This is a genomic window from Streptomyces rubellomurinus (assembly GCF_000961885.1).
GTDB classification, from domain to species: domain Bacteria; phylum Actinomycetota; class Actinomycetes; order Streptomycetales; family Streptomycetaceae; genus Kitasatospora; species Kitasatospora rubellomurina.
The window spans coordinates 20,493-44,321 of sequence record NZ_JZKH01000012.1 but is presented as its reverse complement, the minus strand read 5'-3'; the positions used below and the strand labels follow the sequence as shown (position 1 = coordinate 44,321).

The 23,829-nt window shown below is 72.9% G+C and carries 23 protein-coding genes; 13 read left to right on the top strand and 10 right to left on the bottom strand.

All coding sequences use genetic code 11. From position 1 onward, the window contains the following. The first annotated feature begins 69 nt into the window (after nucleotides 1–69). Together VM95_RS08600 and VM95_RS08595 are read left to right on the top strand one after the other, a co-directional pair. Nucleotides 70–447 (top strand): hypothetical protein, encoded by a 378-nt coding sequence (locus tag VM95_RS08600; protein WP_157882015.1) that lies wholly within the window; start codon nucleotides 70–72, stop codon nucleotides 445–447. Beyond that, the gene (locus VM95_RS08595; RefSeq protein ID WP_052707216.1) at nucleotides 444–629 is read left to right on the top strand and encodes a hypothetical protein; all 186 of its coding nucleotides are present in this window, start codon (nucleotides 444–446) and stop codon (nucleotides 627–629) included. The genes VM95_RS08600 and VM95_RS08595 overlap by 4 nt, the downstream gene beginning before the upstream one ends. 174 nt (nucleotides 630–803) lie before the next feature. On the opposite strand, the gene helR is transcribed toward VM95_RS08595, so the two are convergent. Next, nucleotides 804–2,987, bottom strand: a complete 2,184-nt coding sequence (helR, locus tag VM95_RS08590) for an RNA polymerase recycling motor ATPase HelR (RefSeq protein WP_045693659.1) — start codon at nucleotides 2,985–2,987, stop codon at nucleotides 804–806. Between the two features lie 123 nt (nucleotides 2,988–3,110). Between helR and VM95_RS08585 the strand changes: the two genes are divergently transcribed. Continuing rightward, nucleotides 3,111–4,181 carry a methyltransferase domain-containing protein gene (locus VM95_RS08585; RefSeq protein WP_045693658.1) on the top strand — a complete coding sequence of 357 codons (1,071 nt, stop codon included), beginning with the start codon at nucleotides 3,111–3,113 and terminating at the stop codon, nucleotides 4,179–4,181. Between the two features lie 13 nt (nucleotides 4,182–4,194). After that, nucleotides 4,195–4,524: a hypothetical protein gene (locus tag VM95_RS08580; protein WP_045693657.1), complete on the top strand. Its 330-nt coding sequence runs from the start codon at nucleotides 4,195–4,197 to the stop codon at nucleotides 4,522–4,524. A 234-nt stretch (nucleotides 4,525–4,758) separates the two neighbouring features. Here the strand turns inward: VM95_RS08580 and VM95_RS45110 are convergent, their stop codons facing one another. The 4 genes from VM95_RS45110 to VM95_RS08555 all read right to left on the bottom strand — a co-directional run bounded on the left by VM95_RS45110 (nucleotide 4,759) and on the right by VM95_RS08555 (nucleotide 9,324). After that, on the bottom strand, nucleotides 4,759–6,186 hold the full coding sequence (locus VM95_RS45110; RefSeq protein ID WP_157882017.1) for a transglycosylase family protein: 1,428 nt from the start codon (nucleotides 6,184–6,186) through the stop codon (nucleotides 4,759–4,761). Nucleotides 6,187–6,344: 158 nt separating this feature from the next. Beyond that, nucleotides 6,345–8,456, bottom strand: coding sequence for a hypothetical protein (locus VM95_RS38645; RefSeq protein WP_052707214.1), 2,112 nt, complete (start codon nucleotides 8,454–8,456; stop codon nucleotides 6,345–6,347). Nucleotides 8,457–8,638: 182 nt separating this feature from the next. Beyond that, complete coding sequence (locus tag VM95_RS08560) at nucleotides 8,639–8,821, bottom strand: hypothetical protein (RefSeq protein ID WP_045693655.1); 183 nt, start codon at nucleotides 8,819–8,821, stop codon at nucleotides 8,639–8,641. 146 nt (nucleotides 8,822–8,967) lie between these two features. Continuing rightward, on the bottom strand, nucleotides 8,968–9,324 hold the full coding sequence (locus tag VM95_RS08555; protein ID WP_052707213.1) for a hypothetical protein: 357 nt from the start codon (nucleotides 9,322–9,324) through the stop codon (nucleotides 8,968–8,970). A 161-nt stretch (nucleotides 9,325–9,485) separates the two neighbouring features. Between VM95_RS08555 and VM95_RS08550 the strand changes: the two genes are divergently transcribed. The 3 genes from VM95_RS08550 (at nucleotide 9,486) to VM95_RS08540 (ending at nucleotide 12,512) form a co-directional block, all read left to right on the top strand. Further along, entirely contained in the window at nucleotides 9,486–10,487 is a 1,002-nt protein-coding gene (locus VM95_RS08550) for a helix-turn-helix transcriptional regulator (protein WP_045693654.1), read from the top strand. Nucleotides 10,488–10,620: 133 nt separating this feature from the next. Continuing rightward, nucleotides 10,621–11,199, top strand: a complete 579-nt coding sequence (locus VM95_RS08545; RefSeq protein ID WP_078859710.1) for an NADAR family protein — start codon at nucleotides 10,621–10,623, stop codon at nucleotides 11,197–11,199. 167 nt (nucleotides 11,200–11,366) lie between these two features. After that, a complete protein-coding gene (locus VM95_RS08540; RefSeq protein WP_045693653.1) occupies nucleotides 11,367–12,512 on the top strand; it encodes a hypothetical protein in 1,146 nt (381 codons plus the stop codon). A gap of 109 nt (nucleotides 12,513–12,621) precedes the next feature. Here the strand turns inward: VM95_RS08540 and VM95_RS08535 are convergent, their stop codons facing one another. Next, nucleotides 12,622–14,004: a glycine--tRNA ligase gene (locus tag VM95_RS08535; protein ID WP_045693652.1), complete on the bottom strand. Its 1,383-nt coding sequence runs from the start codon at nucleotides 14,002–14,004 to the stop codon at nucleotides 12,622–12,624. A gap of 191 nt (nucleotides 14,005–14,195) precedes the next feature. Between VM95_RS08535 and VM95_RS08530 the strand changes: the two genes are divergently transcribed. The 4 genes from VM95_RS08530 to VM95_RS08515 are packed head-to-tail and all read left to right on the top strand — an operon-like array spanning nucleotide 14,196 to nucleotide 17,381. Next, nucleotides 14,196–15,224, top strand: coding sequence for a metal ABC transporter substrate-binding protein (locus VM95_RS08530; RefSeq protein ID WP_244178680.1), 1,029 nt, complete (start codon nucleotides 14,196–14,198; stop codon nucleotides 15,222–15,224). An 11-nt stretch (nucleotides 15,225–15,235) separates the two neighbouring features. Beyond that, the gene (locus tag VM95_RS08525; protein WP_045693651.1) at nucleotides 15,236–16,006 is read left to right on the top strand and encodes a metal ABC transporter ATP-binding protein; all 771 of its coding nucleotides are present in this window, start codon (nucleotides 15,236–15,238) and stop codon (nucleotides 16,004–16,006) included. Next, entirely contained in the window at nucleotides 16,003–16,935 is a 933-nt protein-coding gene (locus tag VM95_RS08520) for a metal ABC transporter permease (protein ID WP_045693650.1), read from the top strand. The genes VM95_RS08525 and VM95_RS08520 overlap by 4 nt, the downstream gene beginning before the upstream one ends. A 35-nt stretch (nucleotides 16,936–16,970) precedes the next feature. After that, nucleotides 16,971–17,381 (top strand): Fur family transcriptional regulator, encoded by a 411-nt coding sequence (locus tag VM95_RS08515; protein ID WP_045693648.1) that lies wholly within the window; start codon nucleotides 16,971–16,973, stop codon nucleotides 17,379–17,381. Between the two features lie 132 nt (nucleotides 17,382–17,513). Here the strand turns inward: VM95_RS08515 and VM95_RS08510 are convergent, their stop codons facing one another. The 4 genes from VM95_RS08510 to leuA form a co-directional block, all read right to left on the bottom strand. Next, complete coding sequence (locus VM95_RS08510; protein WP_045693646.1) at nucleotides 17,514–18,347, bottom strand: isoprenyl transferase; 834 nt, start codon at nucleotides 18,345–18,347, stop codon at nucleotides 17,514–17,516. Nucleotides 18,348–18,351: 4 nt separating this feature from the next. After that, nucleotides 18,352–19,098: a DNA repair protein RecO gene (gene recO, locus VM95_RS08505; protein ID WP_030290777.1), complete on the bottom strand. Its 747-nt coding sequence runs from the start codon at nucleotides 19,096–19,098 to the stop codon at nucleotides 18,352–18,354. 216 nt (nucleotides 19,099–19,314) lie between these two features. Continuing rightward, a complete protein-coding gene (locus tag VM95_RS08500) occupies nucleotides 19,315–20,016 on the bottom strand; it encodes a TerB family tellurite resistance protein (protein WP_107072889.1) in 702 nt (233 codons plus the stop codon). A 250-nt stretch (nucleotides 20,017–20,266) separates the two neighbouring features. Further along, entirely contained in the window at nucleotides 20,267–22,063 is a 1,797-nt protein-coding gene (gene leuA, locus VM95_RS08495; RefSeq protein ID WP_045693639.1) for a 2-isopropylmalate synthase, read from the bottom strand. A 338-nt stretch (nucleotides 22,064–22,401) separates the two neighbouring features. On the opposite strand from leuA, the gene VM95_RS08490 reads away from it, so the two are divergent. Next, entirely contained in the window at nucleotides 22,402–23,424 is a 1,023-nt protein-coding gene (locus VM95_RS08490; protein ID WP_045693637.1) for a M4 family metallopeptidase, read from the top strand. Nucleotides 23,425–23,534: 110 nt separating this feature from the next. Next, the gene (locus VM95_RS08485) at nucleotides 23,535–23,801 is read left to right on the top strand and encodes a protealysin inhibitor emfourin (RefSeq protein WP_045693797.1); all 267 of its coding nucleotides are present in this window, start codon (nucleotides 23,535–23,537) and stop codon (nucleotides 23,799–23,801) included. The last annotated feature ends 28 nt before the right edge of the window (nucleotides 23,802–23,829 follow it).

The following is a 23,829-nucleotide window of genomic DNA, read 5'->3' as shown; positions in this document are numbered from 1 at the left end:
CTTCACAGAGTAGCGCCCGATCCCCCACCCTGAATGGGCAATCATCAAATCCCCCAGGAGCCCCGCGCCATGTCTTCCATGCTCAGAAAGATCACCGCCGAGGACCGCCGGGAGGCCGCCGACGCGCTCGACGACCTCAAGTCGACCCTCTCCTACGCCGGCACCCAGCTCCCCTCCCCCGGGATCGACTGGAAGTGCGCCTCGGCCACCGGCGTCATCCTGATCGACCTCGGCGCCGCTCCGACCTCCGTCGTCCTCCAGATCATCGACGTCCTGCGCGCCGGCGTCCGGGCCCGTCGCGAACAGGCCGCCCAGCACCCGTGGTTCCCCGAGCTCGGCTCGACCCTCACCCTCACCCGCCCCGGCGGCATCCCCCTTCCCGCCAAGGTGGTGGGCGCCAACAACAAGGTGATCACCGTCCGCCTCGACAGCTGGGTGCTCGTGTGACCCCCACGTCCATCTCCCCCTCCCCCGGCGAACTCGCCTACGACGCCCGCGCCAAGCGCCTCGGCGTCGTCATGGACACCATCGCCGGCCTGGTCTACCTCCGCCCGCCGCACGGCGGTACCGAGTGGACCACCCGCCCCCAGGACATCAGCCCGCCGCCCCCGGCCCCCTCCCCCGCATGACCTCACCGACCCGACCCCGGGCCGCCCTGGTCGCCACCGCAGCGTTCTCCGTCGCGACCGGGGCGGGCGCCGGGTTCCTCGCCTCCTACCCCGTCCGCGCCGCCGACCCCGGCGTCGCGAACCTCCTCTTCCTCCTCGTCCTCTGCGCCGTCACGCTGCTCCTCAACTCCTCCCTCAGCAGCGCGATCCAGCGCCGCCGGGCTCCAGCACCACCAGCCGCTGCGTCGCCCGCGTCATCGCCACGTACCGGTCGACCGCGCCCTCGATCCCGTCCCCGAACGCCGCCGGATCGACGACCACCACCAGGTCGAACTCCAGCCCCTTCGCCAGCGTCGGCGTCAACGACCGCACCCGGGCCCGCTCCTGGAACTCCGGAGCGCCGATGACGCACGCCGTCCCCTCCTCGTGCTCCGCGAGCCACCCCGCCAGCACGGCCTCCAGCTCGCCGACCTCCCCGCGCCGCACCGGAATTCCGCTCCGCCGGATCGACGTCGGCACGTTGGCGTCCGGCAGCGCGACCCGCACCGCCTGCTCCGCCTCCGCCATGACCTCCTCCGGCGTGCGGTAGTTGACGGTGAGCGACGCGAGCTGCACCCGGTCGACGCCGGCCCGCGCCAGCCGCTCCTCCCACGACTCGGTGAAGCCGTGCCGGGCCTGCGCCCGGTCCCCGACGATGGTGAAGCTGCGGGACGGGCAGCGCTGCAGCAGCATCTGCCACTCCGCGTCCGTCAGCTCCTGCGCCTCGTCGACGACGATGTGCGCGAACGGCCCCTCCAGCGAGGCGAGCGGGTCCTCCGGCAGGGCGCCGTCGTCGACCAGGGTGTCCCGCAGGTCCTGCCCGCGCAGCATGGTGACCGCGCCCTCGCCGTCCTCATCGGCCGCGAGGATGTCGCCGATGACGTCGGCCATCCGCTCGCGCTCCGCCTCCGCCGCCGCCTCCCGCCGCCGCTTGCGGGCGGCCGCGTCGGGGTCGCCGAGGCGGTGCCGGGCGGCGTCGAGCAGCGGCAGGTCGGAGACGGTCCAGGCGTGCGGGGCGTCCTTGCGCTGCAGCAGCCGCACCTCGTCCGGGCCGAGCCAGGGCGCGCACATCCGCAGGTAGGCGGGCACCGACCAGAGGTCGCCGACCAGCTCGGTGGGCTCCAGCATCGGCCAGGCGCGGTTGAGAGCGGTGACCAACTCCCGGTTCTGGCGCAGGGATCGGCGGAAGAGCTGGTCGGAGACCGGCTCGTCCTCGTCCTCCTCCATCTTCTCCCGGAGGATGCCGGTCAGCTCGTCCCAGATCTGCTCGCGGGCCTCGTTGTGCGGGGTGCCCGGCTCGGGGGCGGCGAAGGCGTCCGCCCAGTCCGCGGGGGTGAGCGGCAGGTCGGCCCAGTAGGTCTCGACGGTCATGCCCTCGGTCGGCGGCTCCTCGTACAGGCGGACCGCCCGCTCGATCGCCTCCGTCGCCATGCCCGTCGAGGACTTCAGCCGGGCCACCTCCTCGTCCGCCTCCGGCGCCGCGCCCGCTCCCTCGGGGAGGAGGTCACGGACCGTGCACGTCCTTACACCCTCCTCGCCAAGACTCGGCAGCACGTCGGCGACGTACGCCAGGTACGGCTGGTGCGGGCCGACGAACAGCACGCCGCCGCGCCGGTGGCCCAGGCGCGGGTCGGCGTACAGCAGGTACGCGGCGCGGTGCAGGGCGACGACGGTCTTGCCGGTACCGGGGCCGCCGTCCACCACCAGGGCGCCCTTCGACCCGGCCCGGATGATGGCGTCCTGGTCGGCCTGGATGGTGGCCAGCACGTCCCGCATCCGGGGCGAGCGGCTGCTGCCCAGGCTGGCGATGAACGCGGACTGGTCGTCCAGCGCGGCGTGGCCCGCCAGGCCGTCCGCGGTGAACACCTCGTCCCAGTAGTCGCTGATCCGGCCCGCCGTCCAGCGGTAGCGGCGGCGGCTGGCCAGGCCCATCGGGTGGCCGTGCGTAGCGGCGAAGAACGGCTCGGCGGCCGGGGAGCGCCAGTCCACCAGCAGGCGGCGGCCCTCACTGTCGGTGAGGCCGAGGCGGCCGACGTACACGGGGTCGCCGTCGCCGTCAGTGACGACGCGCCCCAGACAGACGTCCAGCCCGAAGCGGCGCAGGGTGCGCAGGCGGGCGGACAGGCGGTGCACCTCCACGTCCCGGTCCATCGCCGCCCGGCCGAGGCCGCCGGGGGCGCGACGCAGGGTGTCCAGCTGGTCGGACACCTCGGCGACCGCCTGCGCCAGCGCCTCCGCGACGGCGGCGAAGTGCCGCTCGTCGGCGGCGGTCAGCGCCGGGTCGGCCTTCGCGGCGAGGCGGGCGGGGAGGGCGAACACGCTGGTCGAGAGGGGGGTCATGGCATCATCTCCGATCTCAGGCCAGCGATTGTGCGCCCCCGAGGGGGCCTTGCCGCAAGGCCCCCCTTGCGCTATACGTTAGATACGGCGGGAGATGCGTTTTCCCGCAGTCTTGAGGGGGCCATGCAGGACCGACCCGGCGCATCGCCCTCCTCCCTCTCCCCCCGGCTCCGCGCCGCCGTCGCCGCCGTGCCGCGCCCGCTGTTCCTGCGGCCGGGGGTGTTCCGGCCCGCCCGAGGCGGGTGGCGGACCGTGACCGACACCGCCGGACTCGCCGAACTCGCGGACAACGAGTGGCCGTTGGTGCTCCAGGTGGAATGGAACCGGGCGCGGTACCTCGCCGACCAGGCCACCTGGCGGCCCGTCCGCGGTCTGCCCGTCCGCCACCTTCCCGGGGCGACGGCGGTCGCGCGGCTGATCGAGGCGGCGGACGTCGCCCCGGGCTCGCGCGTCCTGGAGATCGGCGCCGGGACGGGCTACTCCACCGCGCTGCTCTGCCAGTTGGGCGCCGAGGTCACGGCCGTCGAGGCCGACGCCGCGCTCGCCGGGCACGCCCGCGCCTCCCTCGCGGAGGCCGGGTACGCGGCGGACTTCACCGCCTCGCCGTCCGGCCCGTACGAGCGGGTGATCGCGACCGGGCCCGTCACCCGCCTCCCGCACGACTGGGTGCGGTGGACCGCGCCCGGCGGGACGATCACCGCCACGCTCGGCACCGCGCTCGTCCGGCTCACCGCCCGCCCGGACGGCACGGCGGACGGCCGCGTCCTCGGCCCCTCACCGATGCCGCCGCGCGCCACCGAGCCGTACCCCTGGTCCGGCATCGGCACCGCCCCGGGGCGCGACACGCGCACCCCGCCCTCGCTGCTGACCTCCGGGACGCCGGCCCTGCTCGCCCAACTCGCCTTCCCCGGCTGCGAGCTGCACACCACGCTGGACGACTGCGCCACCGTCCACCTGCTCCACGACCCCGCCCGCCGCTCCCTCGCCGAGGTCGTCGACGACACCTACGGCTGGACGGTCCGCGAGTACGGCCCGGTCAAGCTCTGGGAGCAGGTCGAACGCCTCGTCGCCGCCTGGCGCGAGGCCGGCAGCCCCGACCTCACCGCCGTCCGCCTCCACCTCACCGAGCACACCCACACCTACCGCCTCGGCGACCACCCGGACCTGCGCTGGGAACACCCGGCGGGCCCCTGAAAAACTGCTCCCCATGCAGACGTTCGCGCAGAACCCCGGCAGCACCCCCGGCCTCGTCACCCTCCTCGACGACGAGGGCACCACCTGGACCCTGCACCGCAAACACCTCGACCTGCGCACCGTCCGCCGGCTCGTCCGCACGCTCGAAACCGCCCTCGTCTGGGGCCGCATGGGCGGCCTCGCCCCGGAAGCCACCACCGACGACCGGCGCCCCGAGCTGTGGGAGCTGATCAAGCGCGGCTACGGCGGCCCCGGCGGCGACCCGGACCACGGCCGCTACACCGCCCACGAATTCCGCTCCGACTCCGGCCGCCGCATGGTGTACGTCGAGGACCATTGCTGAACGCCCCTCAGGGCGCCAAAACCTGCTCGCCCTCACCGACCGGCTCCTCGAAGCCCGCCAGGTACCGGCCGAACAACTCCCCGTCCACCGTCACGCAGTTGGCGCCCGCCTCACCGTTGCGCACCGGGCGCGCCGCGGCGGCCTCGAACCGCTCGTCGACCGCCGGGGTCCCGGCCGGAACGCCGCGTGCCCGGCACGGAAGGTCCGTGCCGGGCACGCCGCACGGGCGGGCGGTCAGCCGGTGGCGGTGGGGAGCTTGGCGGTCAGCGCGGCGGGGACCTTCACCACGTCGGCGAAGCTGTAGCGGCCGGAGTCGAAGTCGGCGGCCGCCAGGGCCTGCTTGCCGCCGCCGACGACCCGCCACACGGTGGGGGTGTCGGGCGAGAGCAGCAGGGTGCCGTCGGCGGGGACGGCCTTGGCGGCGGCGCCGCCGAGCCAGCCGCCGGGCACGCCCATCAGGGACTGGGTGTCGTAGCCGAGGCCGGTGAAGTCGGCGCCGGTCAGCGGGACGGCCATGCCGCCGGCCATCACGTAGACCGTGGGATCGGCACCGGAGCCGTCCTTGACGACGGTGCCGTTGCGCAGCGGCTTGGCGGCGGCCCCCTGCAGCCAGGCCTCGGGGACGCCCATCAGGGTCTGCTTGTCGTAGCCGTTCGCGGTCCACTCGGCGCCGGAGATGTGCAGGGCGGTGCCGTTGACCATGAGGTAGATCGAGGGGTCGGTGCCGCCCTGGCCGGTGACCACGGTCCCGGTGGGCGGGGTGGCGTTCGCGGCGGTGGCCAGCCAGCCGCCCGGCACGCCCAGGTCGGCGCGGGTGTTGTAGCCGTCCGCGGTCCACTCGGCGCCGGAGATCGGCAGGGCCGCGCCGCCCACCACGACGTACCGGGCCGCGCCGCCGGCCTGGTCGTGGACGACGAGCCCGGCCGGGAGGGTGGCTCCGGCGGCGCCCTTCAGCCAGGCGCTGGGCACCCCGAGGTCGGCCCGGGTGTTGTAGCCGGCGGCCGTCCAGTCCGCGGCGGAGATCCGCAGCGCGACGCCGGCCACCACCACGTAGCGGGCGGCGCCACCGGCCTGGTCGTGCACCACCGTGCCCGGCGGCGGGGTGGTGGGCAGGGCGTTGAAGCGGGCCTCGTCGACGGTGACGACCTTGCCGAGGTCGTAGCCGTCGGGCGCGACGTCGGAGCCGGCCACCGGCACGCCCGCGCCGTTGATCAGGACCCTGACGTCCGGGCCGGCCGGGGACTTGACCAGGGTGCCGGTGGGCAGCGAGGCCGGGTCCGGGTAGGAGGTGGTGGCCGGGTACGGGTCGGCGTGGTCGTTGATCAGCGGGCCGCGGCACCTGACGCTCCAGGCGGTGGGGCCCTGCCCGGCCAGGACCTTCTCGCCGATCAGGATCTGCTGCTGCTTGGTGGCCTGGTTGGCGTAGGGCGCGTACTGGGCGCCGCCGTAGGCGAGCCAGGTGCTCTGGGAGAACTGCAGGCCGCCGTAGTAGCCGTTGTGGGTGTTGATGCTCCAGTCGCCGCTGCTCTCGCACTGGGCGACCTGGTCCCAACTGGCCACCGAGGCCGCGGAGGCCTGGCCGGCGCCGAGGACGAGCGGGGCGGCGAGGCCGAGCAGGACGGCGGTGGCGGCGAGTGCGGGCTTCTTGCGGGCGGCGGGCATGGCGGTGGAACCCCCTGGGGCGTGGCGCGGGTCGGTGGTCGAGGAGGGCCGGGCGGCCCGGCCGGAGCGGCTCGGCCGGGCCGCCCGGACGGCGGCGGAGTGGATCGGGCGGTCACGGCGGCTCACGCGGTGACGGTGGATCAGACCGTTTCGGCGGCTCAGGCCGTGACGGTCGGGAGCTTCGCGGTCAGCGCGGAGGGGACCTTCACCACGTCGGCGGCGTTGTAGCTGCCGGCCGCGGCGGCCTTCTTGCTCCCGCCGACGACCTGCCACACGGTGGCGCTGTCGGAGGACTGGATCAGGGTGCCGTCCGCCGGGGCGGCCTTGGCGGCGGCGGCCTGCTCCCAGGTGCCCGGGACGGCGCGCAGCGGCAGCTTGTCGTAGCCGTAGCCGGTGTAGTCGGCGCCGCTGAGGAGGACGGCCATGCCGCCGGCCATCACGTAGACGCCCGGGTCGGTGCCGTTGACGTTCTTGACCAGGGTGCCGTTGGCGAGCGGGCGGGCGGCCTGGGCGGCCTCCCACTCCTCCGGGGCGCCCACGACGGGCTGGTTGGCGTAGGAGGTGGTGAACTCGGCGCCGGTCAGGGGCAGGGCGGAGTTGTTGACCATGACGTACACGCTGGGGTCGGTGCCGGCCTGGCCCTTGATCAGGGTGCCGTCTGCGACGCCCTTCTTGGTGAGGGTGCCGAGCCAGCTGCCGGGGGCCGCGGCGAGCGGCTTGCCGTTGTAGCCGTCGGCGGTCCACTCGGCGCCGGAGATGTGGGCGGCGGCGCCGCCGACCACCACGTAGCGGCTCGGGTCGGTGCCCGCGGAGTCCGCCAGGACGGTGCCGTCGGCGGGGCTCTTGGCGGCGGCGGCACCCAGCCAGGCGCCGGGCACGCCCAGGGTGGGCTGCTTGTCGTAGCCGTTGGCGGTCCACTCGGTGCCGGAGATCGGCGCGGCGGCGCCACCGACCATGGCGTACCGGGCGGAGCCGCCGGCCTCGTCCTTGACGACGGTGCCGTCTGCGGGGGCCTTGGCGGCGGCGGCGTTCAGCCACTGGCCGGGCACGCCCATCAGGGGCCGGAGGTTGTAGCCGTCCGCGGTCCACTCGTCGCCGGAGATGTGCAGGGCGGCGCCGTTGACCATCACGTAGCGGTTCGGGTCGCTGCCGGACTGGTCCATCACCACGGTGCCGGAGGCCAGCGAGCCCGCGGCCGCGCTCTTCAGCCAGTCCCCGGGCACGCCCATCAGGGTCTGCTTGTCGTAGCCGTCCGCGGTCCACTCGGCGCCGGAGATGTGCAGGGCGGTGCCGTTGACGATGACGTAGCGGCTCGGGTCGCTGCCGGACTGGTCCATCACCACGAGCCCGGTGGACAGGGTGTTGCCGACGGCACCCTGCAGCCAGGTGGTGGGGACGCCCAGGTCGGCGCGGGTGTTGTAGCCGTCCGCGGTCCAGTCGTTGCCGGAGATCGGCAGGGCCGCGCCGCCCACCACGACGTACCGGGCCGCGCCGCCGCCCTGGTCGTGCACGACGGTGCCCGACGGCGGGACGGTGGGCAGGGCGTTGAACGCGCCGTCGTCCACGGTCACGATCTTGCTGAGGTCGTAGCCGTCGGCGCCGACGTCGGAGCCGGCCACCGGCACGCCCGCGCCGTTGATGATGACCTTGACGGACGGGCCGTTCGGCGACTTGACCAGGGTGCCGGCGGGCAGCGAGGACGGCGAGACGTTGACGTCCTCGACGACGTTCTTGTAACGGCGGGCGTGGTACTCGCTGTTGGGGTGCGAGTCGAGGGTGCCGTTGATGGAGACGCCGGTGCGGTGCTTCACCGGGGTGGAGCCGAAGGAGTAGTAGGAGAAGGTGGTGTGGGCGTCGTCGTCCCACTTCTCGAAGAGGATGACGTGGTTGTAGTAGCTGTCGAGGATGTCGCCCGCGCGCAGGTCGCTGCGCGGGATCTCGTAGCTCTCGCTGTCCCAGAGCGACTGGGTGTTGGCGCTGTAGCCCAGGTGCCAGGCCATCGACACGTAGCCGGAGCAGTCGGTGCGGTAGCTGCGGCCGCTGGAGTCGCGGAACGTGCCGCCCTGGTTGTACGTCAGGCCCGGGTTCTGGCTGAACCAGTACTGGGCGCGGGAGAGGATCTCGGACCGGCTGATCTGACCGCCCACGGTGGACGTGGTGGCCGCGCTGGCGACGGTGGGGGTGAGGGCGGTCACGGCTATCGCGCCGGAGGCGGCGATGGAGGCGGCGAGGGCGACGCGGGTCAGCTTGGACAGCTTGGACGAAGACATGGCGGAGTGAGTCCTGACGGCGTGAAGGGTTCGGGGGTGGTGCTCGCGCGGACACCGGTGGTCGGCGCGGAAGTCTGTGCGGCGCGCGCCCGGCGGGGACGGCTGCCCTGCAGGAGCAGCGGTCGGGTGGCCTGGGCGGCGCGGGGTGGAGCGGAGCGGGCGGGCCTGCGGGGCCTGGGCCGTCAGTCCCAGATGGTGTTCGCCGGGGCGGCGGCGGAGGGGGCGTCCCAGATGGTGTTCGCCGGGGCGGCGGCGGTGGGGGCGTCCCAGATGGTGTTGGCGGACGCCTGGCCCGCGAGCGGGAGCAGGGCGGTGAGGGCGAGGGCGGTGACCGCGGCGGCCTTGGCGAGGGAGGTGCGCAGCATGGTGGTGGAGCCTTTCGGGAGCTGGAACGAAGGGGTGGTGCGGCCGGTCTCGCGTCCCGCGGTTGACGCTTCACCGTGTCGTCCGGGCTGTGCTCCCGGCTGACGAGTACTACTTTCGCCGCAGCTCAGGGCCGGTGGAAGGGCTTTCAGATGGACGGAAACGGCAGTGACCGATTCCGTCCAGCCGGACCGGTTCCGGACAGCAGGCGCTCGTAGAACGGCGCCACCAGCGGGGCCCCGACGCGCAGGACCGTCCACCCCCCGAAGGCCGGGAGGGTCGGCAGCGCACGGCGGCAGAAGCCCGCGACGGCGGATTCGGCCTCGGCGAGCCGCTCGGCGATCACGTAGACCCCGAGCACGGCGCCGGGGCCGGTGCCCTCGTGCACGACGACGTGCTCGATGCGCTCGGCGGGCAGGGCGGCGGCCAGCAGGGCCCGGGCGGGGTCCGCCCCGAGGGCTGCGCCGGGTGCGGGGGCCCGGAGTTCGGCGTGGATCAGGTACATGGGACGGACTCTGCCGAACCGGTGGCATCGCAGCATAGGGGGGCAACGCGGACGGTTCCGGCACTGTCCGGAACCGTCCACCGACCGCTCTGGCCTGGTCGAACACCGTGTGGAATGATCGCGTGCGCAGTGGTTCACGCTTGACGCACGGGGGAACGGGCATGCTTGCGGCGCTCGGATTGGACGCTGTCTCGGAGGCGGTCTACCGCGCCATGCTGGCGAGTCCGGGTGACGGGGTGCGAGCCCTGGCCCAACGGCTCGGACACTCCGAGGACGAGATCCGCCGCAGCCTCGACCTGCTGAGCGAACTCGCCCTGCTGCGCGTCTCCTACGAGCGCGAGGGCCAGCTGCGGGCCGTGCCGCCCGAGGTGGGCATGGAGCTGCTGATGGCCCGGCAGCAGGCCGAACTCGCCGCGCAGCAGCTGCGGATCGAGGCCTCCCGCGCGGCGGCGGCCCAACTGATCGCGGAGTACGCGGACCTGAAGCCGGCCGCCGCGCAGGCCGGGGTGGAGCAGCTGGTCGGGCTCGATCGGATCCGGGACCGGATCGCCTCCCTGGCCCGCGAGTTGACGACCGAGATCATGACCTTCGCGCCCGGCGGCGGACACAGTCCGGCCAGCATCGAGGCCTCCCGCCCGCACGACCGCGCGCTGCTGGCCCGGGGCGTGCGGATGCGGACGGTGTACCAGGACAGCGTGCGCAACAGCCTGCCGACGGTGGCGTACGTGGAGTGGCTGGCGGAGTTGGGCGGGCAGGTGCGCACGGCGCCCGAGCTGCCCACCCGGATGATCATCTTCGACCGGAAGGCCGCGCTGATCCCGGTCAGCGGGGAGGACACCCGCGCCGGGGCCGTGGTGCTGACCGGGCACGGCACCCTGGTGGCGCTGTGCGCCCTGTTCGAGCACGTGTGGACGCAGGCGCGGCCGCTGGGCGGGGCGCCCGCCACGGCGAAGGAGGAGGGCACCCTCAGCCCGCAGGAGACCACCGTGGTGCGGCTGCTGGCGCAGGGGCTGACGGACGACGCGATCGCCAAGCGGCTGGGGGTGTCGCCGCGCACGGCACGGCGGGTGGCGACGGAGCTGATGGACCGGCTCGGGGCTCGCAGCCGCTTCGAGTTCGGGGTCCGGGCGGTGCAGAACGGCTGGCTGCCGGCCCAGGCCTAGGGCTAGGCCTAGGGTCGACGCGGGGATCTCCGTCCCGTTCCGGACGACTTGACGCAGCTCGGACGGCCCCGGCGGCCCACCCCCGCCCGAAAACCGGTTGGCCCGGAACCGGGCTTTGTGTCAGAGTGACGATATGAGCAAGACGCACCCCTCCTCCCCCGCCGATGCCCGCAGCCGTGCCGAGCTGTCCGCCCTGATGGCGGCCGGCGAGCGGCCCAAGTGGGTGATGTTCTGGGGGCACACCGAGCGCAAGGGCGGCGGCACCCGGCAGGAGTGCCTGAGCCAGTGGTGGCCCGGCGACTTCACCGTCGACGGCACGACGTACGCCTCGGCCGAGCACTGGATGATGGCCGGGAAGGCCCGGATGTTCGACGACCACGACACCGCCGAGCGCATCCTCGCCGCCCGTACGCCCGCCGAGGCGAAGAAGCTCGGCCGGCTGGTCCGGGGCTTCGACGACGCGGTCTGGGAAGCGGGGCGGTTCGAGCTCGTCGTCGAGGGCAACGTCGCGAAGTTCGGGCAGGACGAAGAGCTGCTCACCTACCTCCTCGGCACCGGCTCCCGCGTGCTGGTCGAGGCCAGCCCGCTGGACCGGATCTGGGGCATCGGGCTCGCCGCCGACGACATCCGGGCCCAGCAGCCGGACGAGTGGCGCGGGCTGAACCTCCTCGGTTTCGCGCTGATGGAGGCGCGGGCGCGGCTGGCCGGTTGACACGGGCCGCCCCGGAGCGCGACCGGCGCACGTCGCGCAACGCCCGCCCCCTGCGCGCTCCTTGACACCAGACGGACACAGCAAGTCGTGCGTTCTTAACTCCCCAGCCACATGACGACGCCAGGATGTCCCGCAGTCAGGGTCGAGATGGACAGGGTGGGGCGATCATGCGCATGCAGCCGACGGCACAACCCGCAGGCCAACCGCTTGACGGTGAACAGCAGGCGGTCGAACTCCGGGCGGAGCTGGACGAGTTGCTGAACGCCAGCCGCTACGCGGGGCAGCGCGAGCGGCGGCTGAACGAGGCGATACGGGCGTCCCCGGGCCGGCAGCGCCCGGACGGGGACCTGCTGCGCCAGCTCGCCCAGGCCCGCACCCTGCGCGAGGGGCTGGGTGCGCGCTGCCTGCAACTGAGCAACGAGCTGCAGGAGTTGGAAATCCGTCTCAGACACCCGCAACTCGACGAACCCCAACTCCAGGAACCCCGACTCCAGGAACCCCGACTCCAGCAACCCCAACCCCAGGCACAACGGCCCCAGGCACAAGAACCCACCCCGCCCCCGCCGCCCGTCCGCCCGGACCTCGGCGCCCTCACCGCGCGGATCACCACCCTGCACCGCGCCGGCGCCCACCCCGAGACCGCCGACCTGCTCACCGAGGCCGCCGCCCGGCTGGACGCCACCGACGCCGCCCTGCTGGTGGGCATGCTCTCCCAGCGCGGCCCGACCGGCGCCTCGCTCCAACTCGCCCGCAACTGCGCCCGGTCGGCGCCCGAGCGCGCGGTGGCGGTGCTCTCCGAGCTGCGCGAGCTGGGCCTGGCGGAGGAGGCCGCGGAGCTGTTCCACGCCTTCTGGTCCTATCCGGCGGCCGCCCTCCCCGCCCTGCTGGCCGCGCTGGAGCGGGCGGGGCAGCACGCGGACGGCGCGACCCTGCTGTGGGAGTGGGGTTCGGCCCCGACGCCCGAACTGACGGCGCTCGCCGCCGGCCTCCAGCAGCACGGCCGCCGGGCCGACCTGCGCACCCTGCTGCGCCAGGCGGCCGGCCGCCCGACCGCCGATCTGGCGGCCCTGGCGGCCGAGCTGCCTCCGGAGCTGGCCGGCGTCCTGCTCGGCGAGCTGACCGTCCTGCGCCCGCCCGTCGAACTGGCCCGGCTGGCAGCGGCGTTGAAGGACCAGCCGGCGCTGTACGGGCAGCTGCTGACGGCCCTGCTCGCGGACGAGGCCCGGCACCGCACCACCTTCGCCGCCCTGCGCACCGCGGGCCTGCCGACCACCCCGCCCGCCGCCCCCCGCTCCCGCTGGGGCCGGCGGTAGGAGCAACGGCAGGGAGCCCCCGCCCGCCCCGGCCGAAACCGGAACGAACGAGGGCTCCCGCACGAGCAGACGCGACCTCAGCGGCCGCGCGACCTCAGCAGCCGCGGACTCAGCAGCCGATGAGCCGCGCGCCCAGGTACGCCTTGACCTGGTCGAGCGACACGCGCTCCTGCGACATGGTGTCGCGGTCGCGCACGGTCACCGCGTTGTCCTCCAGGGTGTCGAAGTCGACCGTCACGCAGAACGGCGTGCCGATCTCGTCCTGGCGGCGGTAGCGCTTGCCGATCGCGCCGGCGTCGTCGAACTCGACGTTCCACGCGGTGCGCAGGTCGGCGGCGAGGCCGCGGGCCTTCGGCGAGAGGTCGGCGTTGCGCGACAGCGGCAGGACGGCGACCTTGACCGGGGCCAGGCGCGGGTCGAGCCGCATGCCGACGCGCTTCTCCATGACGCCCTTGGCGTTCGGCGCCTCGTCCTCGAAGTAGGCGTCGAGCAGGAAGGCCAGCATGGCGCGGTTGAGGCCGGCCGCCGGCTCGATGACGTACGGGAAGTACCGCTCGTTCGACTCCTGGTCGAAGTACTTCAGGTCCTGGCCGGAGGCCTCGCTGTGCACCCGCAGGTCGTAGTCGGTGCGGTTGGCGACGCCCTCCAGCTCGGAGAACTCGCTGCCACCGAAGTTGAAGCGGTACTCGATGTCCACCGTGCGCTTGGCGTAGTGGGACAGCTTCTCCTTCGGGTGCTCGAAGAAGCGCATGTTCTCGGTGCGCAGGCCGAGGTCGACGTACCAGTCCCAGCGCTGCTGGAGCCAGTACTCGTGCCACTGGTCGTCCTCGCCGGGCTTGACGAAGAACTCCATCTCCATCTGCTCGAACTCACGGGTCCGGAAGATGAAGTTGCCGGGGGTGATCTCGTTGCGGAAGCTCTTGCCGGTCTGGGCGATGCCGAACGGCGGCTTCTTGCGCGAAGTGGTCTGGACGGCCCGGAAGTTGGTGAAGATGCCCTGGGCGGTCTCGGGGCGCAGGAAGGCCAGGCCGGACGCCTCCTCGGTGACACCGAGGTGGGTCTTCAGCATGCCCGAGAAGTCCTTGGGCTCGGTGAACTGGCCCTTGGTGCCGCAGTCGGGGCAGTTGACGTCCTTGAGGCCGTTCGGCGGCGGGAAGCCGTGCTTGGCCTCGTACTTCTCCTCCAGGTGGTCGGCCCGGTGACGCTTGTGGCAGGACATGCACTCGGTCAGCGGGTCGTTGAAGGTGGCGACGTGGCCCGAGGCCTCCCAGACCTCGCGGGCCAGGATGACCGACGAGTCGAGTCCGACGACGTCCTCGCGGGCCTGGACCATCGCGCGCCACCACTGGCGCTTGATGTTCTCCTTGAGCTCGACGCCCAGCGGCCCGTAGTCCCAGGCGGCACGCGTGCCGCCGTAGATCTCGCTGCAGGGGTAGACGAAGCCACGGCGCTTGCTCAGGCTGACGATCGTGTCGATCTTGTCGGCGGCCACAGTGCTCTCTTCAGTACGTACGGCACGGTCAGGGCACGGCTGGTTGCTCGTACCCGAATACCTCAGGTTACCGGCCACATGGGTACGGGGTTCAAATCGGTATTGTCCGGCCCCACCCATCCACCGACACCTGCCGTTCACCCGATCGAGTGATTTGACAATCATTTCCAGTTAAGATGAGAATGATTGTCATGATGATCGGACTTCCCCGTCGCCGGACCTCCACCTCCATAGCCCTGGCCGCCTCCGCCCTCGCCGCCTCCCTCGCCCTCACCGCGTGCGGCAGCGGCGGCAGCGGCAGCGCCCACGGCGGCGGAAAGCTCAAGGTCGTCGCCTCCTTCTACCCGATGGAGTTCCTCGCCCAGCAGATCGGCAAGGACCACGTCGAGGTCACCGACCTCACCGCGCCCGGCGTCGAGCCGCACGACCTGGAGCTCACCGCCAAGCAGGTCGCCGCCGTCCAGAAGGCCGACGCGATCGTCTACCTCAAGGGCCTGCAGCCCACCGTCGACCAGGCCGTCGACCAGTCGTCCAGCACGCACAAGGTCGACGCCACCGCCGCCAGCCCGCTGGTCGACCACCACCTCGACGAGGGCGCCGAGGGCGACGGCCACAAGCACGAGGGCCCGGCCGGCGACCCGCACATCTGGCTCGACCCGACCCGCTACTCCGCGATCGCCAAGAGCGTCGGCGACGAGTTCGCCAAGGCCGACCCGGCGCACGCCGACGAGTACAAGAAGAACACCGACGAGCTGGTCACCAAGCTCGCCGCCCTGGACAAGGAGTTCCAGGACGGCCTGAAGGGCGCCAGGACCAAGACCTTCGTCACCAGCCACGCCGCCTTCGGCTACCTCGCCGACCACTACGGCCTCACCCAGGTCGCCATCAACGGCGTCGACCCGGAGTCCGAGCCCACCCCGGCCCGCCTCGCCGAGGTGCAGAAGGCCGCCAAGGACAACGGCGTCACCACGATCTTCTTCGAGACCCTGGTCAGCCCCAAGCTCGCCGACACCGTCGCCAAGGACCTCGGCCTGAAGACCGCCGTCCTGGACCCGCTGGAGGGCGTCAAGGACCCGACCAAGGACGACTACCTCTCCGTCATGAAGCAGAACCTGGCCAACCTGCAGGCCGCCCTGGGCGCCCCGGCGAACACCCCGGCGAGCACCCCGGCCACCACCCCGAGCACCACCACCCCGAGCACCGCCACCCCCGCGAGCTGACGGGACGCACCATGACCGACCCCATACCCCTGGCCCCCGCCGTCCGCCTCCGCGACGCCGTCGCCTCCCGCGGCGGCCGCCCGGTGCTGCGCGGCATCGACCTCACCGTCCGCCCCGGCGAGGTGGTCGCCCTGCTCGGCGCCAACGGCTCCGGCAAGTCCACCACCGTCAAGGCCGTGATCGGCTCGGTGCCGCTGGAGCACGGCACCCTGGACCTGTTCGGCACCCCGTACCGCTCGTTCCGCGCCTGGCACCGCATCGGGTACGTCCCGCAGCGCACCACCGCCGCCTCCGGCGTCCCGGCGACCGTGCGCGAGGTGGTCTCCACCGGACGGCTGGCGCAGCACCGGCTGCTGCCGTTCCGCCGCAAGGACCGCGCCGCCGTGGACGCCGCGCTGGACGCGGTCGGCATGCTCGACCGGGCCGGGGACGGCGTCGCCGACCTCTCCGGCGGCCAGCAGCAGCGGGTGCTGATCGCCCGCGCCCTGGTCGGCTCCCCCGAACTGCTGATCATGGACGAGCCGATGGCCGGCGTGGACGCCGCCAGCCAGCAGGTGCTCGCCGACACCCTGCGCGCCGAGGTCGACCGCGGCGCCGCCGTCCTCCTCGTGCTGCACGAACTCGGGCCGCTGGAGCCGCTGATCGACCGCGCCGTCGTCCTGCGGGACGGCTGCGTCGCGCACGACGGCCCGCCCGTGCCGAACACCGGCCTGCACGCGCTGCCCGGCCACGACCACGTCCACCCGCACGCCGACCTGACCCCGCCGAGGCTGCTCGCATGACCGAGATGCTCTCCTACGACTTCATGCAGCGCGCCCTGCTCGCCGCCGTCCTGGTGGGGATCACCGCCCCGGCGGTCGGCATCTACCTGGTGCAGCGCCGCCAGGCCCTGATGGGCGACGGCATGGGCCACGTCGCGATGACCGGCGTCGGCCTCGGCTTCATCTTCCAGACCAGCCCGGTCTGGATGGCCGTCCTGGTCTGCGTGCTCGGCGCCGTCACCATGGAACTGGTCCGCTCGCGCGGCAACCAGCGCGGCGACATCGCGCTCGCGATGCTCTTCTACGGCGGCATGGCCTGCGGCAAGCTGCTGGTCTCGCTGTCCGCCCAGGCCGGCGCCGGCTCGCTGGAGAGCTACCTGTGGGGCTCGATCCTCACCGTCGCCCCCGGCGACCTGGCCGTGATCGCGGCGCTCGGCGCGGTGGTCGTCGCCGTGACGGTCGGCCTGCGCCGCCAGCTGTTCGCGATCTGCCAGGACGAGGACTTCGCCCGGGTCACCGGCGTCCCGGTGCGGGTGCTCAACCTGCTGCTCGCGGTGATGGCCGCGGTCACCGTCACCGTCGCCATGCGGGTGGTCGGACTGCTGCTGGTCAGCGCGCTGATGGTGGTCCCGGTGGTGGCCGCCCAGCAGCTGACCCGGTCCTTCGCCGCCACCCAGGCCGCCTCGATCGGGCTCGGCGTGGTGGTCTCGCTGGCCGGCGTCACCGGCTCCTACCACCTCAACGTGCCCTCCGGGCCCGCCATCGTGCTGCTCGCCATCGCCGTCTTCGCGGTGTTCAGCGTGATCGCCGCGCCGCTCGCCCGGCGCCGCCACCGGGCCGGGGCCGGGGCCGGGGCCGAGCCCGGGCCGAGGGTCTGCGACGTCGAAATCCCGTCACCGACTTCCCCCGGCACGACCACGCCGGAGCGGGGGGCGGGGCTGGCACAATGAGGTGCGTGACGCCAACGACCCCAGGAGGACCCACGGTGACCACCGCAGGCCCGTCGCCACGCGCCCGCTCGACCCGGCAGCGTGCCGCCGTCTCGGCGGCCCTGGACGAGATCGCGGACTTCCGCAGCGCCCAGGAACTCCACGACCTGCTCAAGCACCGCGGTGACTCGGTCGGTCTGACCACGGTCTACCGCACCCTGCAGTCGCTCGCCGACGCCGGCGAGGTGGACGTGCTGCGCACCGCGGACGGCGAGGCCGTCTACCGCCGGTGCAGCAGCGGGCACCACCACCACCTGGTCTGCCGGCACTGCGGCTCCACCGTCGAGGTGGAGGGCCCGGCGGTGGAGCGCTGGGCGAACGCGGTCGCCGCCGAGCACGGCTTCAGCGACATCGCGCACACGCTGGAGATCTTCGGCACCTGCGCGGAGTGCGCCAAGAAGGACTGAGCAGGTTCCCGCGCCGGGGCAGCCGGCACGGACGCAAGGACGCGAGGACGTACGGCCGCAGGCACGCACGGACGTACGGGGAAGGGCCCGCAGGAACGATTTCCTGCGGGCCCTTCCGTCGTCCGGGCGGGCTCAGCGCTGCGCGGGCAGACCCGCCGGCACCTCGTTCGGGATCGCCCCGCCGAAGCGGCGGTCGCGCCTCGCGTACTGCTCGCAGGCGCGCCACAGGTCGCGGCGGTCGAAGTCCGGCCAGAGCACGTCCTGGAACACGAACTCGGCGTAAGCCGACTGCCAGAGCAGGAAGTTGGAGGTGCGCTGCTCGCCGCTGGGGCGCAGGAAGAGGTCCACGTCCGGCATGTCCGGGTGGTACATGTACTTGGAGATGGTCTTCTCGTTGACCTTCTTCGGGTCGAGCTTCCCGGCCGCGACGTCCCGCGCGATCGCCTGGGCGGCGTCGGTGAGTTCGGCCCGGCCGCCGTAGTTGACGCACATGTAGAGGGTGACGGCGTCGTTGCCCTTGGTCTGCTCCTCGGCGACCTGCAGCTCCTGCACGACGCTCTTCCACAGCTTCGGCATCCGGCCGGCCCAGCGGATCCGCACGCCCATCGCGTCCATCTCGTCGCGGCGGCGGGCGATGACGTCCCGGTTGAAGTTCATCAGGAACTTCACCTCGTCGGGCGAACGCTTCCAGTTCTCGGTGGAGAAGGCGTACAGCGAGATGTTCTTCACGCCGAGCTCGATGGCGCCCTTGAGGACGTCCAGCACCACGGACTCGCCGACCTTGTGGCCCTCGGTGCGCGGCAGCCCGCGCTCCTTGGCCCAGCGGCCGTTGCCGTCCATCACGATCGCGACGTGCTCGGGGACCAGCTCGCCGGGGATCTTCGGCGGCTGGGCACCGCTGGGGTGCGGGGTCGGGGGAACGTAGTTCCGCTGCTTGCCGCCGCCGAAGAGCCGTCGCGCTGCCATGTGCTCACTTCTCCACGTATCTCATCGAGCGGATGCCCCGCTCCAGGTGCCACTGCAGGTAGGCCGCGACCAGGCCGCTGCCCTCCCGCCAGTACCGGGGCTCGCAGGCATCGGCCGTCCGCCAGTCCCCTGACAGCAGCGCCCCGAGCAGTACCAGTGTCTCAGGGGAGGGTACGGCACATCCCGGCACTCGGCAGTCCGGGCAGAGCACGCCGCCCGCAGGGAGCGAGAAGAAACGGTTCGGCCCCTCCAGGCCGCACTTGGCGCAGTCCGTGAAGCTCGCGCCGTACCCGTTCACCGCGAGCGAGCGCAGCAGGAAGGCGTCCAGCACCAGGTGCGACTCGTGCAGCCCGGCCGCCAGCGTGCGCAGCCCGCCCACCAGCAGCAGGTACTGCTGGACGGCCGGCTCGCCCTCGTTCTCGGCGAAGCGCTCGGCCGTCTCCAGCATCGCGGTGCCGGCGGTGTAGCGGCCGTAGTCGGTGACGATCGAGCCGCCGTACGGCGCGATGGTCTCCACCTGGGTGCACAGCGGCAGGCCGCGGCCGACCAACTCGCTGCCCCGGCTGAAGAACTGCACGTCCACGTGTGAGAACGGCTCCAGGCGGGCGCCGAACTTGGACTTGGTCTTGCGCACCCCGCGCGCGACCGCCCGCACCTTGCCGTGCTGGCGGGTCAGCAGGGTGATGATCCGATCGGCCTCGCCGAGCTTCTGCGCCCGCAACACGACGCCGTCGTCCCGGAAAAGACTCATGCCAGCCATTGTCCCCCAGCCGCGGGCGCCCGCGGACAGCCGTGTTGCCCGCACCGGGCCCGTGGGGGAGGACCACTGCGGTGCGGGTCACGGCGGGCCCGGATGGGGGGATGCTCGGGCCCGTTTGTGGGGGATTCGAAAGGTCTACGGAGGCGAAGGGTCTACGGAGGCGAGAGGTCTTCCGGAAGGTCTCCGGGGAGTCCGGCGGGCCCGGCCTCAGAGGTTCCCGTACGGTGCCCGGGTCGCCGCCTCCAGCAGCTCCGCGACCCGGGCCGGCGGCAGGTCCAGACATCGCCCGATGGCGGCCAGCGCCTCGCGCTCCTGCGGGAGGAAGCGCCCGTCCGCCAGGGCGATCGCCGCGCCCTGGCTCACCAGCCGCTCCCGGCCCTGCCGGGCGAGGTGCGGGGCGAGCGGTTCGAGCACCGCGTGCAGCTCGACGGCGAGGCCACCGGCCTGCCCCAGCCGCCGCCCGCCCGGCTCCTCCAGGTCGTGCGCCTCGTAGAGCTCGGCGCCGAGCCCGGACAGCGCGGCCAGCGCCGCCAGCACCTGAGCCTCGCCGCAGTCCTCGAAGCCGGCCTCGCGCACCACTGCGCAGGCCGCCTCGCGGGCCGTGCGGTGGGCGGTGCCGCCGGCCGCGAGCATCGCCAGCGCGACGGTGTACTGGGCGTCCCGCAGCATCGAGCCGAGCCGCACGCAGGTGGGCTGCTCCAGGCTCTCCAGCCCGTACCGGCCGTGGCAGCCGGTGCACTGCACGCTGCCGGCCACCGTGCCGAGCGGGACCACCGGGGCGCCGAGCAACCGCAGCCACCGCCGGCCGTGCTGGCGGCGGTAGTTGCGGTCCCCGCCACAGCCCGGGCAGAAGAAGTCACCGAGAACGTCAGTCCGCCACCTCGGGCGAACACCCCACAACCTGGTCACGGCGCCACTCCCCAGACATGGCAGGCGGCCTGCCCGACCACGGGCAGGTCACGCGACCCGGACACCAGGTCGTCCCACCGACCCGGCTTCCCGGTGGATCGATGTTGCCACGGTTACCGGCACGTGTCAGTACCCCCAACGGCTTCCGATCCGAAAAAATGTGGCGCAGGCCACAGGAGGGCCCCGGCGCCGCCCGGAACCGGCGAAGGGCCGCCCCGCAGGGCGACCCTTCGCATGCCACCCTGACGAATTACCCGCGCTGGGCGCGGTTGACGGCGCTGGTCATCGCCTTCAGCGAGGCCAGCACGGTGTTGCCGTCGATGCCGACGCCCCACAGCACCTTGCCGTCCACCGCGCACTCCACGTACGCGGCGGCCTGGGCGTCGCCGCCCTCGCTCAGCGCGTGCTCGGCGTAGTCCAGGACGCGTACGTCCACGCCGATCTTCGCCAGCGCGTCCGCGAACGCGGAGACCGGGCCGTTGCCGACACCGGTCAGGGTGACCGGCTGACCGTCGACGACGGCGCCGGCGATCAGCGCGTCCCGCCCGTCCTCGGTGGTCAGCGTGCGCGATCCGCTCAGCGAGATCCGGCCCCACGGGTTGCCGGTGGTCGGCAGGTACTCGTCCTCGAAGACCCGCCAGATCTCGGCCGGGGTGACCTCGCCGCCCTCGGCGTCGGTCTTGGCCTGGATGATCCGGGAGAACTCGATCTGCATCCGGCGCGGCAGGTCCAGCTTGTGGTCGTTCTTCAGCACGTACGCCACGCCGCCCTTGCCGGACTGGCTGTTGACCCGGATGACCGCCTCGTAGGTGCGGCCGACGTCCTTCGGGTCGATCGGCAGGTACGGCACGCCCCAGGTGTGCTCCCCGACCGGCACGCCGGCCGCCGCCGCGTCCGCCGCCAGGGCGTCGAAGCCCTTCTTGATCGCGTCCTGGTGCGAGCCCGAGAAGGAGGTGTAGACCAGGTCGCCGGCGTACGGGTGGCGCGCGTGCACCTCCATCTGGTTGCAGTACTCGGCGGTGCGGCGCACCTCGTCGATGTCGGAGAAGTCGATCTGCGGGTCGATGCCCTGCGAGAACAGGTTCATGGCGACGTTGACCAGGTCCAGGTTGCCGGTCCGCTCGCCCTGCCCGAACAGGCAGCCCTCGACCCGGTCCGCGCCCGCCATGACGGCCAGCTCCGCGGAGGCCACGCCGGTGCCGCGGTCGTTGTGCGGGTGGCTGGACAGGCAGACGAACTCGCGGCGGGACAGGTTCCGCGACATCCACTCGATCTTGTCGGCGTAGACGTTCGGGGTGGAGCGCTCGACGGTGGTCGGCAGGTTCAGGATGATCTCGCGGCCCTCGCCCGGCTGCCAGACGTCCATCACCGCCTCGCAGACCTCCAGCGCGAAGTCCAGCTCGGTGTCGATGAAGATCTCCGGCGAGTACTCGTAGCCGAAGACCGTCTCGTCGCCCAGGATCTTCTCGGCGTACTCCATCACCAGGCGGGTGCCGTCCACGGCGATGCCCTTGATGTCGTCCTTGCTGCCCTTGAAGACCACCCGGCGGAACAGCGGCGAGGTCGCGTTGTACAGGTGGACGGTCGCACTCGGCGCGCCCTTCAGCGACTGCACCGTGCGCTCGATCAGGTCCTCGCGGGCCTGCGTCAGCACCGAGATGGTGACGTCCTCCGGGATCGCCCCCTCCTCGATCAGCGACCGCACGAAGGCGTAGTCGGTGGCGCCGGAGGACGGGAAGCCGACCTCGATCTCCTTGTAGCCCAGCCGGACCAGCAGGTCGAACATCATCCGCTTGCGGGCCGGCGACATCGGGTCGATCAGCGCCTGGTTGCCGTCCCGCAGGTCGGTGGAGAGCCAGCGCGGCGCCTTGGTGATCACGGCGTTCGGCCAGGTGCGGTCCGGCAGGTCGACGGTGCCGAACGGCAGGTAGCGGCCGTAGCGCATGCCCGAGGGCTGCTGGCGCACGGAGGCGGCGGTGATCGGCGTGGGCCGGTCGACGAAGGCGGGAGCGGCGGGGACGGACGCGGCGGAGCTCTGCTCGGTCATGGAGGTGACTCTCGGCTTCCTGTGGATGCGTGCTGCGGGCGGTTCGGGGTGGTCTACACCGATTGGCCGGCCTCTGCGGTGCCGCTCGCGATCCGCCGTTGGATCGCCGATGTGCGCGCACAGCTCTTTCCCCGCGGCGAGGGAGCCGGCCCCCTTGGGACTACAGGCCCTCGACGCGGCAGCTAAGAAGAAGCAGCCCGTTGCGCATGATGGAGCCCAGCGTAACCCAGTCCCGCGCGCCCCCGAAGTGATCCGGGCTACCGTTCCACCCCTTGAGACGACAAATGGTCATGCCAAAGGTGGTGACAACCGGTCATCGATGACTCACCCTGGGCCGCATGACAGCAGGAGTGCCGCTCTGCGCGATCGTCCCGCCGTACGTCCTGGACCGCCTCGCCGAGGCCGGTCACGAGCCCGCCGTCCGCTCCCTCGCGCTCGACGCCGCGCACCGCGCGGCCCGCCTCGCCCCGCCCCCGCCCGTCGCCGCGAGCCCGGCCCTCAGCCGGGTGATCGCCGACGCCGGGCACACCCAGCGCCTGCCCGGCCGCACCGTCCGCACCGAGGGCCAGACCCCGACCGCCGACGACTCCGTCACCCACGCCTACGACGGCCTCGGCGCCACCTTCGCGCTCTACGCCGACGCCTACGGCCGCCGCTCCATCGACGACCAGGGGCTGCGCCTGGACGCCACCGTGCACTACGGCCAGAACTACGACAACGCCTTCTGGAACGGCCACCGGATGGTCTTCGGCGACGGCGACGGCGAGATCTTCGGCGACTTCACCGCCTGCATCGACGTCATCGGCCACGAACTCACCCACGGCGTCACGCAGTTCACCGCCGGCCTGGAGTACCACGACCAGCCCGGCGCGCTCAACGAGTCCGTCTCCGACGTCTTCGGATCCCTCGTCAAGCAGTACGCGCTGCACCAGGACGCCGCCCAGGCCGACTGGCTGATCGGCGCCGGCCTGCTCGCCCCCGGCATCCAGGGCGTCGCGCTGCGCTCGATGAAGGCCCCCGGCACCGCCTACGACGACCCCCGGCTCGGCAAGGACCCGCAGCCCGCGCACCTGCGCGACTACGTCAACACCTCGGAGGACAGCGGCGGGGTGCACATCAACTCCGGCATCCCCAACCACGCGTTCTACCTGCTCGCCACCGCCCTCGGCGGCCCGGCCTGGGAGCGCGCCGGGCGGATCTGGTACGACGCGCTGACCGGCCGCCGGCTGCCCGCCGACGCCGACTTCACCGCCTTCGCCCGGGCCACCGTCGCCGCCGCCAAGGCCCGCTACCCCGACCAGCCCTCGATCGCCGACACCGTGACCGCCTCCTGGGCCCAGGTGGGGGTCAGCCCGGGCTGAGGCCTGCCTCCCGGGCCTTGCCGCCGTCGATAGCGTGTCGAACCGGAACCAAGGTCACGGTCCGGGAAAACCGCCCCGAACCCCCACCCCCGGGTAGCACCATGGACACCATGCGCATCCAGGTGACCCGGACCGGCGGCTTCGCGGGAATCGTCCGCCACGCGGAGCTCGACACCGCCGACCGCACGGACGCCCCGCACGTCCACGCCCTCGCCCGCGAGGCCGTCGCGGGCGGCCTGCGCGCCCCCTCGTACGGGGTGCCGGACGGCTTCCACTACGAGATCACCGTCGACGGCCGGACGGTGCACTGCGCCGACCCGAAGCTCAGCGACTCGCAGCGCGAGCTGGTCTCCCTGGTGCTGCGCGAGGGTGCGTGACCCGCAACCCCCGCGCAGCACCGGCGCG